This is a genomic window from Bacillota bacterium (assembly GCA_013314855.1).
In the GTDB taxonomy this organism is placed as follows: domain Bacteria; phylum Bacillota; class Clostridia; order Acetivibrionales; family DUMC01; genus Ch48.
The window spans coordinates 1-15,966 of the sequence record JABUEW010000097.1 but is presented as its reverse complement, the minus strand read 5'-3'; the positions used below and the strand labels follow the sequence as shown (position 1 = coordinate 15,966).

Here is a 15,966-nt window from a genome sequence, read left to right as displayed (position 1 = left end):
GAACCCGGAACCTGAAACCTGGAACCCTGAACTTGGAACCTGAAACCTGGAACCCTGAACTTGGAACCTGAAACTTGGAACTTTGAACTCGGAACTTGGAACCCGGAACCTGAAACCTGGAACCCTGAACTTGGAACCTGAAACCTGGAACCCTGAACTTGGAACCTGAAACTTGGAACTTTGAACTCGGAACCTGAAACTTGAAACCCGGAACTTGAAACTCGAAACCCTTTGCTTGACGCCCTCATCACATCCCGCACCCGCCTAAAACTCCTGCTTCGTTTCTTCCTCAATGCAAGCACATCATCCTATTTGCGCAACCTCGAGGACGAATTCGGAGAAAGTACCAATGCTATCCGGGTGGAGCTAAACCGTTTGGAGGAAGCCGGGTTGTTGACTTCAGAGATGATGGCCAACCGAAAGGTATATAAGGCCAATACCAGCCATCCCCTTTTTCCGGATATAAATAACATTATCAGGAAGTATTTGGGTATTGATAAACTCGTAGAGGAAGTACTTGCAAAACTCGGAGATGTGAAGGAAGTTTATCTCACCGGACAACTGGCCAGAGGTATCAATTCCGACACCATAAATCTTTTAATTGTATCCGATTCCATTGACATAGACTATCTCAACCGGCTCGTAAACAAGGCCGGCCAACTTATCTCCCGTAAGATAACTTATGCTATTACCCCTGCGGAGAGTGCACCGGCCGTACTGGAAAACATACCGGATAAATTGCTTATTTACAAACCCTAATTATAATATTAATGAAATATCTGGTTACCGGCGGTGCCGGATTCATAGGCTCAAACATCGTAAAGGAACTCCTGGAGCGCGGAGAACAAGTGCGCGTACTTGATAATTTCTCGACAGGTAAACGCGAAAACCTGTTGCCTTTCATGGGCAATCCTAATCTGGAAGTAATAGAGGGAGACCTCCGCTCGTTTCATATTGTTCGCGATGCGGTGCGCGGGTGCGATTATATTCTTCACCAGGGAGCATTGCCCAGTGTACCGCGCAGCATCAAAGACCCCATAACCTCCAACGAGGTAAACATCAACGGCACCTTACATATCCTGGAGGCAGCCCGAGAGTTTGGGGTGAAAAGGGTGGTATTTGCCTCTTCTTCTTCGGTGTATGGCAACAGCGAGTCCCTGCCCAAGGTGGAGACCATGCCGGTAGCTCCGCTCTCTCCGTATGCACTCACCAAGTATTCCGGCGAACGTTATTGCCAGATTTTCCATGAACTCTATGGACTGGAGACCGTAGCCCTACGATACTTTAATGTTTTTGGTCCCAACCAGGATCCCACCAGCCAATACAGTGCCGTAATACCCAAATTTATCAAGCTTATCAAAGAAGGCAAAAGGCCGGTTATATACGGTGATGGTACCCAGAGCCGCGATTTCACCTTTGTGAGCAACAATGTAGAAGCCAACCTGTTGGCCTGCACTGCCCCAGGTGTTGCGGGTGAAGTGTTTAATATTGCCTGCGGTGAACGATATACTTTATTAGATTTGGTGAACACCATAAACGAAATTTTGGGTACACAGGTGGAACCTATCTTTCAGCCCCCCCGCCCCGGCGATGTAAGACATTCTCTGGCAGGAATAGAGAAGGCAAAACAAAAGCTCGGGTTTGAGGTGAAAGTGAAGTTTAGGGAAGGCTTGGAAAAAATATGTAATAATTTATTGTATTAATAGGGAATGATGGGTGCTATATTTTTTTTTACTGGTTTAAATTTACAGACGGGTTCGTTTAAAATCCAAAATATGTTTTTGTATTTAGCATTAATTTCTAAATGATAATTAATTTATTATTGTAACTGTATTAAAATTATTTGATAATCAATCGTAAATGTTTAAATTCTCCTCAATAATAAATAGTATCCAATATGGTATTAAAAATAAACAGATAGTCAGTTTACTTACATGGAATGTTTTAAACATTCCTCTTAGTTTTATTATAAATATTTTAATTACTAATTTATTAGGTTCTGAACTTTATGGTGATTATATGTATCTTAACTCTTTGTTTAATGTTGGTATAATTATCATCAATTTAGGTTTTTTTCAGGCGGGTAATAGAGCAATTGTTATTTCCAAAAGTGAACAACAAATCAAAGAATTATATGGTGCTCAGTTAGTTGTCTTAATTTTTCTATACATTTTATTGACTATCGTTCTTTTTTTAAACTATATTTTTGATCAAAATTTACTAGAGAAAAATTTAAATACCATATATTTTTATTTTATTCCATTTGGCTTTGTCTTTTTACTCAGTCAATATTTTGAAACTCTACTTATGGCTGATAATAGAATCGATAAACTAGTAATAACGAGGTACATTCCAAAAATTATTTTTTTTGTTTTACTTTTTATTTATTATTTCTTTTCTTTACATACAAGATTAAATCCAATTAATCGCATTTTATTAGTATGGTACTCTTTAATTATCTCACAGATAATTATTTACTTCATTGTATTGTTTAATATTCATCTCTCTTTTAATCACTTATTTGATAAAGTAAAGTTTATTATTAATGTTAATAAGACTTTTGGTATTCATGTATATTTTGGAAATCTATTGTCAACCTTATTTATGCAACTCAGTCCTATTATTATAAGTTATTTTAGTTTAAATAATAAAGGTGTAGGTTATTATACTTTATCAGTTACTTTATCTAGTCCATTATCATTCATTCCTGCTATTATTGCAACTACTCATTATAAGGAATTTGCCAATTACAATAAAATCCCTAAACGACTTTTGTTTTTAACTTTCAGTTTATCTTGTATTCTTTTATTTACTCTGTGGGCCATTGTCCCAATTTTTGTCTATTATTTTTATAATCCTGATTTTATGAGATCAGTTGATTTATTTTATTTTACAAGCATTGGTGTTTTTTTATACGGTGTATCGGATTTTTTTAGTAGGTTTTTATCTGCAAATGGTTATGGGGTTGCGCTTAGGAATTCCTCCATAATTGTTGGCTTTACAACTTTATGTACGAATGTTATTACTGTGAAATATTTTGGAGAAATTGGGGCTGCCTATTCATATTTATTGGCTGGAATAGTTTATATTTCAACAATATTATTTTATTATAATAAATTTCAAAAGTCATAGCTTATGTTTAGAAATGGAGTCTTATTGATTACAGGAGGCACAGGGTCATTCGGGAATGCTGTTCTTAATCGGTTTTTATCTTCTGATATTAAAGAAATTCGGATCTTTAGTAGGGATGAAAAAAAGCAAGAAGATCTGCGGCTTAAACTTAAGAATCCAAAAGTGAAGTTCTTTATTGGAGATGTTCGGGATTATTCCTCTATTGAAGCAGCTATGGATGGGGTGGATTTTGTTTTTCATGCTGCAGCACTCAAGCAGGTTCCCTCATGTGAGTTTTTCCCAATGGAGGCTGTTAGAACAAACATTATGGGTGCGGATAATGTCTTAAGAGCTGCCGAAAAATGTAATGTAAAAAAAGTTATTGTTTTAAGTACTGATAAGGCTGTGTATCCCATAAATGCTATGGGTATGACAAAGGCTTTGATGGAAAAAGTGATGATTGCTCATTCCCGGCATTCTGTTAATACTGTATTTTGTGGTACCAGATATGGTAATGTCATGGGAAGTAGAGGTTCGGTTATACCCTTATTTATAAAACAAATTAAAGAAAATAAACCTATTACTGTTACGGATCCTAACATGACCAGGTTTATGATGAGTCTTGACCAGGCCGTTAACCTTGTTTTATTTGCATTTGAAAATGGTAAGCCTGGAGACGTCTTTGTTCAGAAATCTCCTGCATCAACAGTTATGGACATTGCATTAGCCTTAAAAGCTATTTATAATGCATCTAATGATATTGTTATTATTGGTACGAGACATGGTGAAAAACTATATGAAACCTTGGTGAACCGTGAAGAGCTTGTTAGGGCAGATGATCTTGGTGATTATTACAGAATAAATGTTGATATGCGTGATTTAAACTATGAACGTTACTTGTCTTCAGGAATAATTGAAACTGCTAAAGCTGAAGAATATACCAGCCATAATACAAAGCGTTTATCTCTTGATGAAACGATTCATTTACTATCCTCTTTAGAATTTATTGCGAAAGACACTGAAGTCGATTATTAATAAAAAAAAACCATTAAATGAAAAAAATTCCTTTGTTCAAAGTCTTTATGCCAGACACAATTGTCGAGGCAATGAAAGAAACCCTATTTAGTGGTTATATTGCTGAAGGATCAAAAACAAAAGCTTTTAGAGAAGAATTATCTTCTTATATAAATAATCCTAATGTAGTCTTGATGAATTCAGGCACCTCTGCTCTTTTGATTGCATATATTCTTGCAGGGGTTAAAGCTGGAGATGAGGTTTTATCAACGCCTTTAACAAGTATAGCTACAAATGTTCCTTTATTGTACTTAGGTGCCAAACCTGTTTGGATAGATGTGAATCCAGAAACTGGCCTGAGTGATCCGGATGACCTGGTTAAGCTCATTAATCCTAAAACTAAAGCAATTTTGCTTCTTCATAAGGATGGCGATATCGACAATATGTATGAAATTATGGACATTGCCAAAAAGTATAATTTATATATTATTGAAGATGCGGCGCACGCTCTTGGAGCCAAATATGACGATAAATATATTGGAAATTTTGGGGATTTTACAGCCTTTTCATTTCAAGCCATAAAACATATTACTACAGGAGATGGCGGGGCATTGGTTGTAAAGGATAGCAATTTATTTGAGCAAGCCAAGAAATTAAAATGGTTTGGTGTTGATCATGATAATATGATTGGGAATCCGTGGCTTGGGGATATAACTGAAGTTGGATATAAATTTAATATGAATGATATTTCAGCTACTATTGGTCTTGAGGCAATTAAACATTTAAACGACATAGTTGCTAAACATAATGCTAATGGTCTTTTATATTCCCGGCTTCTAGAAGGCGTTCCTAATATTCGGCTTCTAAATCGAAATCCGTTGTCATATTCCAGTTACTGGACATATGTATTATTAGCTGAAAGAAGAGATGAATTGGCTGAATATTTGAGAATTAACGGAGTTGGAGCCATGTTAGTGCACCCAAGGAATGACAAATGGTCTATTTTTAAGAATTCTCGACGGGCATTACCTGGTGTAGATTATTTCGAATCGCATGAATTATCTCTACCCTGTGGCTGGTGGGTTACGGAGGATGATATTGTTTATATTGTTGATCTTATTAAGAAATTTTATCAAAATTAGCCATTCATTATGGATTGGAATAAACCATTTGAAGTAATTGACCTTACCCCGCACTCTGATGAACGGGGCACTCTATTTGAAATAATCCGTTTTAAAGATCTTGATATTCCTTGTGGTGGGCAAATTTACACATTTAGTATAATGCCGGGAAAACGCCGGGGTGACCATTATCACCTTCATAAAATGGAATGGTTTACATGTGCTTATGGTGAGGCAATAATTCTTTTGACCACTATGGATGGTATTAACACTGCCTATAAAATTTCAGACAAAGAACCAAAATTAATTTTTGCAGGCCCTGGTACCTCGCATGCATTAATCAATACGGGCACAATTCCGGCTATTATTGTTTCCTATGGCTCGACACAGCATTCGGATGAAGATCCCGATACCTTTCATTTCCGAACTTATCCTGATTTTGATAACACTATTTTGGCGAAATGAATATCCACATTGTTTTTAGAGGTCCTTTCCCTTACGGGGGTGTAGGTGCAAACCGTATTTTATCCTATGCAAAAGAATTCGCAAAGGCGCATCATACCGTAATCCATTGTATTCAACCAACGAAGAACTATCCTGGATCTCATGATAATAGAATAGTTGGGAAATATCAGGGTGTTTTATACTTTTACCCTTCTGGTCACACGGTTTGGCCGAGGCTAAATACCTCCTATATGGCAAAGATTGCCTTTTGCATTATTGGATATTTTTTTTCCATGAAATATATTTTTAGATATAGGAGGAATGCAGTTGTATATTTATATACAAGATCTTTTTTCGATATATTGATTTACTTTTTAGCTTCTCGCTTTTCTGGGATAAAATTAGTAATGGAAAGAAGCGAATTACCCTATCATCTAAATAATAATGATACTATTCTCAGGAGATTAATTATATACATTTATCTGAATGCATATATTTCTCTTCTATACAAGCTTTTTGACGGATTAATAGTTGAAACAGAATCTTTATTAGATTTTTATAAAAAATATGTAAGACATAATGCCAAACTATATATTTTACCTAATACAATTGACTTTAGCCGATTTGAAAACGTAAAAATTACATATCAAGATATTACTAATGTTAAATATATTGCTTATGCTGGCAATATGAGTAAGTACGATGGTATTGATTTGCTTATCGAAGCCTTTAATTTGCTAAAAGATAAATATCCTGATTTACACTTATTCCTTATTGGACGATGTAACGAAGAACTATTCCGATATTACCAGGAAAAAGTCAAAAGCTATAATTTGGATTTGAAGGTTCGGTTTGTAGGACAAATACCAAATACAGACGTTCCTCAGTTTTTGATTAGTTCTATAGCCCTTGTCCTGGCAAGTCCTGTTTCTATCAGAAATACTGTAAGTTTACCTTATAAACTTGGAGAATATCTTGCTTCGCAAAGACCCGTAATTGTTACTGGAGTTGGTACTATCCCAAAATTCCTTACGGATGGGTTAAATTCCTTTGTTGCTGAACCTGGAAATGTATTATCACTTTATGAAAAATTAAATACATGTTTATCCTTACCGGATGAGCAAAGAATAAGAATTGGTGCAGAAGGGAAAAAAATTGCGTATCAATTGTTTGATTCTATAAAGTATTCAAACGGATTATTACAATTTATTGAATCTTTGATTATTTGATATTTATTCAAGGTTAAATTAAAATGTTACTGAAATCTATATTTATATTTTTAGTTATTATATTCTCAGGCGCGGGAAATACTTTTATTAGAAGTACGAATGCCATACTAATACTTTTTGGTATTAGTATTGTATATAGTTTTATTTTCAAACTAAAATTGACAAAGTCATTTATTCAATTTATCATTATCTGGTCCCTTTATTTTTTATCAAATTATTTGGTAAATGGATATCTTAATTATTTATTATTTTTTAGGATTGTTATATATGCATACATAAGTTTTGTTTTTTTAAACTTACTTCCTATAAAAGAACTGTTATACCAATTTGAACGAATTATTTTTGTTCTCTCCGCTATTAGCTTAATACTATTTTTTGTTGAAGTTTTAGCTGGTAATGCTCTTTTTTCAATCCTGAGTAAAATAAATTTAAGTGGTGGATTATTTTCGGATATTATTTCTGTTAGATACGTTAATATTGTTGTTTATACTATTTTACGTTACCCTGGTGAAATGATTCGAAACTGCGGTTTTACCTGGGAGCCTGGTCCTTTTTCTATTTTTGTTGCCTTTGCACTTTTATTTTTTTATCTTCGTACCCATTTTGCAAAATTCTTAACTACAAAAAGCATTATATTTATATTAGCGCTTCTGACTACCTTCTCTACAACTGGTTATCTTATGTTGTTTGTTATTTTTCTTACTTTTTTAGCTATTAGTAAAAAAATAAATCAATTAAATAAGCCTTTTTTTTATTTTATCTTCCTTATAATTTTTCTAATCGTCTTTTTCGAGACGAACTTTTTATATTCTAAAATTAAGGAGCTTTATTCTGTAGGTCAAACCATTGAATATCAATTAAACTCTGCAGCAAGAAGTAAAACATCTTTTAGTGCTGGTCGTTTTGGCGGCTTTATTATTGCTCAAAAAAACTTTTTTAAAAGTCCTATTTTGGGTATTTCAGGTTTACGCGAATATTCTTTTGGTTCTTTCGGTCAGGACTATGCTGCTATAATTAGTGGACTGGCTTCTATAATCTCAAATTATGGATTATTCGGTGTTTTTATCCTTGGCTTATTTTTAAATCGAGGTGGAAATATTATACGTGATGTTTTCAATGCCAGTTTAAAGTACGTTTATATATTGTTATATCTTATTGCTCTCTTTGCTTTCAATATTCATGATTTGTTATTTTTCTTTTCTTTGCTTTTGCTTGGGATATTTACGGGTTACAGATATCACTTGAACTATCTGCGTAAACCTGTATAATTAAGTCTATGGCAATTTTTAAAAACTAATCTTTTTGTAAGACACTTACTTTTGTCGAGTTATAAATTCTATATATATATACAATTATTTTGTTTTGATATATAAGAAGTTATTATCAAGATGATTATGACCTTAATTTTTAATTATGAGACTGATTTTCTTGGGTGATATAGCTTTAAATGGTGACTATATAGACTTAATCAATAATAGCGTCAATCCATTTGCAAATTTAATAGATGAATTATCTAATGCTGATTTTGTCGTCGGAAATTTAGAATGCCTCCTGTCAGGTTCGGATGGTGAGAACCTTTATAAAAAACCACGCTTATATACTACAAGAGAAGCCCTAAAATATTTGCTTAGCATTCAATTAAATGTTGCTTGTTTAGCGAATAACCATATTTATGATCATTTGGATGATGGTATTGATAAAACTTTGAATTTTTTAAAGGAACATAATATTTACACTATTGGCTTTTCGTATAATTCTAAACCAGATGTGTCTCCCTTAATTTTAAAAAAGAATAATGTATCGGTAGCATTATTTAACTTTGTTACAAAGGATACCAATATATGCAAACCTGATCATACTAAAATTGCTGTAAATGTATTAGATATAGAGGAGGCTACACGTCTTATTAAGGTATATCGTGACCAAGTTAATTTTATCGTTTTTATAATACATTGGGGCGGAATCATTGAAGGCGGGTTGTTTCCTGATCGTATGCAACCTGTTATTGCCAGGAAACTTATAGATGGAGGTGCAGATTTAATAATTGGTCACCATTCTCATACAATTCAACCATACGAGAAGTACAAAGGCAAATACATTTTCTATAGTTTAGGAAATTTTTGTTTCTCCAACTTTTTCTTTGATAATATATATCATCCAATGCCCAAAAGGCGTATGCGCACAGTTCTTCTTAGTGTTGATTTTTCTTGTTCTCCCCAATTAAATAATTATAAATTTGATATTAACTATTATTTCAATAATAAATCTTTTTACAGTAAAACACCGCATTATAAATATTGGCATAATATTCATAATTTTATATTTAGTTATTTGCTTAGGCGCATAAGTATTATTTGGTATTTCTATTTTATTCATTTAAAATATGTTTTGCCATTATATTTTTTTATAAAACGATCAGATTTAACATTATATGTTAAACTTGAGCGATTATATTTTTCTTTAAAACGTAGGATTACTAATAAAATTTTTCATAAATGAAGACATATGTATTTGAGATATTTAGTGGACTTAAAATTTCCGAAAATTATTCTTTCTTACGTGAATCCCAGTGGTATGATGATTCCCATTTTACTCAGTTGAAATTAGAAAAATTAAAGCAACTAATATCACATTGTTACAATAATGTCCCTTTCTATCGGGATTATATGTTACGCAACAGTATATCAATTGATGATATTCGGAGTATAAATGACATTAAAGTCTTCCCTATTGTTACGAAAGAAATAATTAAAGAAAATTATCTTGATTTTATTCCAAAAAATATAAATAATATCTCAGGCGTAAATAAATCAATGACTGGTGGCACAACAGGAAACCTTTTGCTAAAAAGAAATGATTTGCGTACAAGGACTATTGTATGGGCATCTTATATGAGATTTCTTACGGATTTCATTGGAATTCCTTATAATTCGCCAAAGTTAATCCTAATGGGGGGGCATGTTTTAGATCACTCCTTTCTTGGGACTATAAAAACGAAAATTATAAATTATTTATTAAATCAGCATTCTTTTAATATATATGATAATGGTGAAGAGAACGTACGGAATATTATAAATAGTTTACAAACATACAATTATAAATATATTCGGAGTTATACCCAATTTTTGTATAATTTCGCATTAGATTTGCGTAAATTGGGTTTATCGTTTGATATTACTACTATTTCAACTACTGCCGAACCTCTGATGAACCAACACCGAATTCTTTTTAAAGAGGTTTTTAATGCTGATTCATTTGATCAGTACGGATGTGGCGAAATTGGGGGAATTGCATATGAATGTAGTGCACACAGTGGGATGCATGTTACTGAAGAACATGTTATTTTAGAAACTATAGAAAACAATGAGTTATTAATTACTGATTTGGATAATTATTCAATGCCATTTATCCGATATCATAATGGTGATCAAGCTATTATGGAGTCTGCGCCTTGTCAATGTGGCAGAAAATCTTCCAGAATTACTTCTTTGTTAGGAAGGACTTGTGATTATATCATCGGGGCTAATGGTAAATTGCTTCATTGGGCGTATTTTTGGCATTTGTTTTTTGATTCGAGCATAGGTAAGGAACGTAATCTTCGTAAATTTCAGGTTTTACAAGACAGCCCTAATTCAATTGTTATAAAACTAGTTTGTGATAATCCGAAAAAAGAGGAACTTGACTTTCTTAATAAAGATTTATTTAACCGACTAGGTTCTGATATGAAGATATTTTATGAGATTTGTGAAGATATCCCAGTAAAACCCGGCAGTAAATACAGACCAGTGATTAATTTATTGCTCACAGCAAATAAGTAATCCTTTGGCTTGTTTTATTAACTATCTAATTAGTAAAATTTTCATATTTTTATTTAATGCATTTATCACCATTAAAATCATTTTTGTCATTAAATATTGATAAATCTTTTTCTAATTTTTCTGATGTATAACACTAATTTCAACATTCTTTTTGTTTCAAGCGGTAATTCATCATTGGGTATTTCTCCTATCGTAGGCAATCAAGTAAATTCTTTATTATTGCATAATTGCAGAGTCAATAACTATTTAATTAAAGGAAAAGGTATACTGGGATACTTAAGGAATGTCTTGCAGCTTAGAAAACATTTACAAACTAATAGTTATGATATTATACATGCGCATTATTCCTTTTCAGGCTTTGTTGCCAGTTTGGCAGGAGCACGGCCACTTATTGTTTCTTTAATGGGTTCTGATGTTAATAATAGTTATTTGTCGAGATTTCTTGTCAAGGTATTTATCGTTTTATTTAAATGGAGGGCTATAATTGTGAAATCTGACAAGATGATATATGATTTTAATAACTTTTGTATGGTATATGTTATTCCAAATGGTGTCAATATGGATGTTTTCTTTCCCAGGAACCGCAATGACTGCTGTAAAATACTAGAATGGAATCCGAATTTAATTCATGTCTTGTTTGCAGCAGATCCCCAAAGAAAAGAAAAGAATTTCTTGTTGGCTTCCTCTGCTTTTGCCTCATTAAACGTGAAGAATGCTGTATTGCATACGTTAAAGAATGTGCCTCATGATAATGTTCCGCTGTGGTTTAATGCCTCTGATGTTGTTATTTTGTCTAGTTTATCTGAGGGATCTCCAAATGTCATTAAGGAAGCTATGGCCTGCAACAGGCCAATAGTATCAACTGACGTCGGAGATGTCAAGCTGTTATTTGATCATGAGCCAGGTCATTTTATATCAGGTTTTTCTAATGATGATTATCGTAATAATTTGGAAAAAGCCATTCTGTTCTCTCAAAGTAACTATTCTACAATGGGTCGTAATAGATTAATTGAATTAGGTCTGGATCACTCTGCAATAGCTAATAAAATTATTAATGTATATAATAATGTATTAAAACTTGTTCATTAGAAAAGTGAACTATTATATATTTGTAAATCAATAATTTAAGCCATGAACATATGTATTATCAATTATGGTATGGGAAATATTAGGTCAGTCCAAAAAGCTTTTAATAATTTTAATGTAACTGTTCATATAGAGGATAATCCGTTGAAAATTAAATACTATGATAAACTGGTTCTTCCTGGTGTTGGTCACTTTGCTCAGGGAATTAAGAATATTCAGCAACTTGGATTTGGGGATGAGCTGCTGAATGTTGTCCTTTATCAAAAAACTCCAATATTGGGAATTTGTCTTGGAATGCAGTTGTTTACTAAATATAGTGAAGAAGGAAATTTACCAGGACTAGGGTTAGTTAATGCAACTGTCCATAGGTTTCCTCAGGGTAGCCTGAAAATTCCCCATATTGGCTGGAATAGCATCAAAAAAGTGAAACAAAATACTACTTTTGATAATTTTGACGAGTTTGATACTGTTTATTTTGTACACTCTTATTATGTGAAATGTATGGAAAAAAAAGACATTTTATATGAAACTGATTATGGGATAACCTTTCATTCTGCCTTTGAACATGATAATATCATTGGTTTCCAATTCCATCCCGAGAAAAGCCATGATATTGGACTTAGATTAATTTCTAGTTTTATCAAATTATAGCATTCCCATGTTCAGGCCTCGCATCATCCCTGTTCTCCTTGTTAAAGGCAATGGTTTGGTAAAGACAGTTAAATATTCAAAACCTATCTATTTAGGTGATCCTATGAATGCTGTCTATATTTTTAATTCATTTAAGGTGGATGAGATTGTAATTTTGGATATTACTGCGTCTATGGAAAACCGCACGATTTCAACTCAATTTGTTAAACAAATTGGGGACGAAGCCTATATGCCTTTTGGAGTTGGCGGAGGTATCTCTAGCGTGCAGGAAGCTATTGATCTGATTAATGCTGGCGCTGAAAAGGTTATTTTGAATACTTTGTTTATCAAAAAACCAGATGAAGTCTATCAAATTGCAAAAAAATTAGGGAATCAGAGTGTTGTTGTCTCTATTGATGTAAAACGAAATATTTTCGGAAAATATTATATATGTTATAATTCTGGATCAAAGAAAGTTAAACTTGACCCTATTATGGCCGCAAAACGGGCTGAAGACAATGGAGCCGGAGAAATATTATTAAACTATATCCCTTTTGACGGTGTAATGCAAGGGTACAATCTAGATTTAATTAAGATTGTATCTCAAAATGTGAATATTCCGGTTATTGCTTCATGCGGTGCTGGAAGTTTAAATCATATGTACCAGGCTTATAAAGCTGGGGCTTCCGCTTTAGCTGCCGGTAGCTTTTTTGTTTTTTACGGTGCGAAGCGAGGTATTTTAATAAATTATCCTTCAAAGATTGAAATTAATAAATTATTTAATGGATTATAAAGTTTACTTTATTTAAAATTTAAATTGGATTCGATGTCATTATTTCTTTATTTTTAAAGTTTAAATCTCCTTGTGTACTTAAAAAATTTACTTTATTACATTAACTTTATATTAAGAGGTCAATTAAACCAATATTAAAATAATGCGGTATATAATTGCTGTAAATCATCCTGCTCAATATCATTTATTTAAAAATGTATATTTTAATTTAAAACAAAGAGGACATGATGCTATTTTTGTTGTTAGAGACAAAGATATCCTTATGTCCTTAATGGAAAGTGACAATGTTGAATTCATTTTATTACTAAAAAAACGTATTGGTAACTCTAAACTTAGTATTTTATTTAAAGGGGCGATTGATATTCTGCATCAAGGGTTTGTCTTATTTAAGTTTGCGCTTAAATTTAAACCCGATGTTATGTTTGGAACTGATTATAGTATTACGCACGTTGGTTTTTTGTTAAATATTAAAACTATAGTTTTTAACGAAGATGACTACTCCATCAATAAGCTTTTTTGTAAACTAAGTTATCCTTTTGCGGATTGTATTGTTGCACCCTCAATCTGCAATGTTCATAAGTACGAGTATAAAAGGATCGGATATAATGGTTATCAGAAATTAACTTATTTACATCCTGCTGTTTTTCATCCGAATGTTAATATTAAGAAAAAATATATTAACGATGAGAAATATTTTCTTATTCGTTTAGTCAGACTATCTGCTGGTCATGATATCGAGATGAACCATAAGGGAATTTCTGTTGAGGTATTAAAACAATTAATATCAATATTAGAAAAATATGGTCGAGTATACATATCTAGTGAATCTACCCTCCCACTAGAATTATATAATTATGTCCTAAACATTGATTTTAAAGATATTCACCATCTGATGGCATATGCATCCCTTGTTATAGCTGACAGTCAAAGTATGGTTGTTGAAGCCTGCATGCTCGGCACTCCTTCTATCAGATTTAACAGCTTTGTGGGTAAAATTTCTGTGCTCGAAGAGCTCCAGAATTATTATGAATTAACATACGGTATTCATAGTGATCAACCCGCACAGTTATTTTCTACAATTGAATCGTTATTACGAAGTAGAGATTATAGGTCTTTATTTATTTCAAGAAGAGACAAAATGCTATCTGAAAAAATCAATGTATATGCTTTTTTTAACTGGTTTATTGAGAACTACCCGATTAGTAAGCAAATGATGCAGGATAATCCTGGTTTACAATATAATTTTAAATAATTACAATTATGGAAATTTTAAAATATCGGTACCTACCTGGAAAAGTCTGTAGCAGATGTGTAATGGATGAAACTGTTAAGGGGATTACATTTGATGATTCTGGAACTTGTACTTTTTGTCAAATACATGATGAGTTGGAAAAGGAGTTTGGTAATCCAGAGTTGAACTCCTTAAATTTAAATAGATTAGTAGAACGAATCAAAAAAGATGGAAAAAATAAACCCTATGATTGTATTGTTGGTGTTAGCGGTGGCCGTGACAGCACTTACACGTTATACAGTGCGGTCAAACTCGGTTTAAGACCCCTGGCTGTACATTTTGATAATGGTTGGAATACAGAACTTTCCGTTCAAAATATTAAAAACGCTTGTACTAAATTAAATGTGGATTTGTATACTCATGTCGCCAATTGGGAAGAGTTTAAGGATCTGCAAAGAGCTTTTTTAAAATCATCTACTTCTGATGCTGAAGTTCCTACTGATTGGGTAATATTTTCTGTATTATATCAACAGGCCTCTAAGAATGGTGTTAAATATATAATCCATGGCCACTCATTCCGAACTGAAGGCACGACTCCTTTAACATGGACTTATATGGATGGAAAATATGTGAAATATATTCATGAGAGGTTTGGTCGGCGGCCACTCAAAAGTTTTCCTGTCATGTATTTATCAGATTATCTGTATTACACATTTTTTAAGGGAATAAGACAAATTCGTTTGCTTTATTATTTGCCATATGATGAAAAAGAGATTCTTAGTAAATTAAAATCCGAACTCGATTGGAAGGATTATGGAGGAAAACACCATGAATCTACGTATACTGCCTTCTTTCAGTCATATATTCTTCCGCGTAAGTTCAATATTGATAAACGGAAGCTTCATTACTCTGCATTAATACGCTCAGGTCAGATGTCAAGAGCTGACGCAATTAATAAGCTTCAAATTGATCCTTACACAGGAGGGCAGCAGATGATTGAATATTGCTTGAAAAAACTCGATTTTACACATGATGAGTTTATAAACATTATGAATACACCTGTTAAATCTTTTATGGATTATAAATCTTATTATCCATATGTAAAATTTTTTAAGCAACCAATAAGAATTGCAACCAGGCTTGGAATTATTCCAGGTACAGTTTATAGAAAGTATTTTCTCTTTCAAATATAATTATTTTGTATTGCCTATTTTCATTCATATTCATAGGGGTTATTGAACAGTATAATGCACTTTGTTATTTACTTTTACAAATATTTCGAATTATATTTTCGTATACGAATTACCATTTTGGTTTTGTTCATCCTCTTTCACTGATAACTGCCTATAATAATAAAAATTAGGCGTAATGGACAAAATTCAGGCTTTTTTTTAGATAGTTTGTTCTAATGGACATTTTTCAGGCTTTTTATTTTTGATGCTTTTCGAAAGAAACAAGTAGTATTAATAATTTTGTATGTCAGGTAAGC

15 protein-coding genes are annotated in these 15,966 nt (G+C 32.7%); all 15 read left to right on the top strand.

Annotation, left to right across the window (positions count from 1 at the left end):
• Nucleotides 1–231: 231 nt before the first annotated feature.
• Complete coding sequence (locus HPY74_15155) at nucleotides 232–759, top strand: ArsR family transcriptional regulator (GenBank protein ID NSW91981.1); 528 nt, start codon at nucleotides 232–234, stop codon at nucleotides 757–759.
• Between the two features lie 11 nt (nucleotides 760–770).
• Nucleotides 771–1,703 carry an SDR family oxidoreductase gene (locus tag HPY74_15150; GenBank protein ID NSW91980.1) on the top strand — a complete coding sequence of 311 codons (933 nt, stop codon included), beginning with the start codon at nucleotides 771–773 and terminating at the stop codon, nucleotides 1,701–1,703.
• A 157-nt stretch (nucleotides 1,704–1,860) separates the two neighbouring features.
• Nucleotides 1,861–3,132: an oligosaccharide flippase family protein gene (locus HPY74_15145; GenBank protein ID NSW91979.1), complete on the top strand. Its 1,272-nt coding sequence runs from the start codon at nucleotides 1,861–1,863 to the stop codon at nucleotides 3,130–3,132.
• Between the two features lie 3 nt (nucleotides 3,133–3,135).
• Nucleotides 3,136–4,146: a polysaccharide biosynthesis protein gene (locus tag HPY74_15140; protein NSW91978.1), complete on the top strand. Its 1,011-nt coding sequence runs from the start codon at nucleotides 3,136–3,138 to the stop codon at nucleotides 4,144–4,146.
• Nucleotides 4,147–4,217: 71 nt separating this feature from the next.
• A complete protein-coding gene (locus HPY74_15135; protein ID NSW91977.1) occupies nucleotides 4,218–5,267 on the top strand; it encodes a DegT/DnrJ/EryC1/StrS family aminotransferase in 1,050 nt (349 codons plus the stop codon).
• A gap of 9 nt (nucleotides 5,268–5,276) precedes the next feature.
• Nucleotides 5,277–5,711: a WxcM-like domain-containing protein gene (locus tag HPY74_15130; GenBank protein NSW91976.1), complete on the top strand. Its 435-nt coding sequence runs from the start codon at nucleotides 5,277–5,279 to the stop codon at nucleotides 5,709–5,711.
• Complete coding sequence (locus HPY74_15125; GenBank protein NSW91975.1) at nucleotides 5,708–6,919, top strand: glycosyltransferase; 1,212 nt, start codon at nucleotides 5,708–5,710, stop codon at nucleotides 6,917–6,919. Before HPY74_15130 ends, HPY74_15125 begins: the two co-directional genes overlap by 4 nt.
• A gap of 23 nt (nucleotides 6,920–6,942) precedes the next feature.
• The gene (locus HPY74_15120) at nucleotides 6,943–8,187 is read left to right on the top strand and encodes a hypothetical protein (GenBank protein NSW91974.1); all 1,245 of its coding nucleotides are present in this window, start codon (nucleotides 6,943–6,945) and stop codon (nucleotides 8,185–8,187) included.
• Between the two features lie 160 nt (nucleotides 8,188–8,347).
• Entirely contained in the window at nucleotides 8,348–9,418 is a 1,071-nt protein-coding gene (locus HPY74_15115; GenBank protein ID NSW91973.1) for a CapA family protein, read from the top strand.
• Nucleotides 9,415–10,737, top strand: a complete 1,323-nt coding sequence (locus HPY74_15110; protein ID NSW91972.1) for a phenylacetate--CoA ligase family protein — start codon at nucleotides 9,415–9,417, stop codon at nucleotides 10,735–10,737. The genes HPY74_15115 and HPY74_15110 overlap by 4 nt, the downstream gene beginning before the upstream one ends.
• Before the next feature lie 174 nt (nucleotides 10,738–10,911).
• Nucleotides 10,912–11,826 (top strand): glycosyltransferase, encoded by a 915-nt coding sequence (locus tag HPY74_15105; protein ID NSW91971.1) that lies wholly within the window; start codon nucleotides 10,912–10,914, stop codon nucleotides 11,824–11,826.
• Between the two features lie 69 nt (nucleotides 11,827–11,895).
• Nucleotides 11,896–12,474: an imidazole glycerol phosphate synthase subunit HisH gene (gene hisH / locus HPY74_15100; protein NSW91970.1), complete on the top strand. Its 579-nt coding sequence runs from the start codon at nucleotides 11,896–11,898 to the stop codon at nucleotides 12,472–12,474.
• Between the two features lie 7 nt (nucleotides 12,475–12,481).
• Nucleotides 12,482–13,246, top strand: a complete 765-nt coding sequence (gene hisF / locus HPY74_15095; GenBank protein NSW91969.1) for an imidazole glycerol phosphate synthase subunit HisF — start codon at nucleotides 12,482–12,484, stop codon at nucleotides 13,244–13,246.
• Nucleotides 13,247–13,388: 142 nt separating this feature from the next.
• On the top strand, nucleotides 13,389–14,498 hold the full coding sequence (locus HPY74_15090) for a DUF354 domain-containing protein (GenBank protein ID NSW91968.1): 1,110 nt from the start codon (nucleotides 13,389–13,391) through the stop codon (nucleotides 14,496–14,498).
• Between the two features lie 8 nt (nucleotides 14,499–14,506).
• Nucleotides 14,507–15,670, top strand: coding sequence for an N-acetyl sugar amidotransferase (locus HPY74_15085; protein ID NSW91967.1), 1,164 nt, complete (start codon nucleotides 14,507–14,509; stop codon nucleotides 15,668–15,670).
• The last annotated feature ends 296 nt before the right edge of the window (nucleotides 15,671–15,966 follow it).

Excerpts from the sequence above, each read along its gene's own strand:
- HPY74_15150 (NSW91980.1), top strand. The coding sequence starts at position 771 with ATGAAATATCTGGTTACCGGCGGTGCCGGATTCATAGGCTCAAACATC.
- HPY74_15130 (NSW91976.1), top strand. The coding sequence starts at position 5,277 with ATGGATTGGAATAAACCATTTGAAGTAATTGACCTTACCCCGCACTCT.
- HPY74_15145 (NSW91979.1), top strand. The coding sequence starts at position 1,861 with ATGTTTAAATTCTCCTCAATAATAAATAGTATCCAATATGGTATTAAA.
- hisH (NSW91970.1), top strand. The coding sequence starts at position 11,896 with ATGGGAAATATTAGGTCAGTCCAAAAAGCTTTTAATAATTTTAATGTA.
- HPY74_15135 (NSW91977.1), top strand. The coding sequence starts at position 4,218 with ATGAAAGAAACCCTATTTAGTGGTTATATTGCTGAAGGATCAAAAACA.
- HPY74_15085 (NSW91967.1), top strand. The coding sequence starts at position 14,507 with ATGGAAATTTTAAAATATCGGTACCTACCTGGAAAAGTCTGTAGCAGA.
- HPY74_15125 (NSW91975.1), top strand. The coding sequence starts at position 5,708 with ATGAATATCCACATTGTTTTTAGAGGTCCTTTCCCTTACGGGGGTGTA.
- HPY74_15110 (NSW91972.1), top strand. The coding sequence starts at position 9,415 with ATGAAGACATATGTATTTGAGATATTTAGTGGACTTAAAATTTCCGAA.
- HPY74_15140 (NSW91978.1), top strand. The coding sequence starts at position 3,136 with ATGTTTAGAAATGGAGTCTTATTGATTACAGGAGGCACAGGGTCATTC.
- HPY74_15090 (NSW91968.1), top strand. The coding sequence starts at position 13,389 with ATGCGGTATATAATTGCTGTAAATCATCCTGCTCAATATCATTTATTT.
- hisF (NSW91969.1), top strand. The coding sequence starts at position 12,482 with ATGTTCAGGCCTCGCATCATCCCTGTTCTCCTTGTTAAAGGCAATGGT.
- HPY74_15120 (NSW91974.1), top strand. The coding sequence starts at position 6,943 with ATGTTACTGAAATCTATATTTATATTTTTAGTTATTATATTCTCAGGC.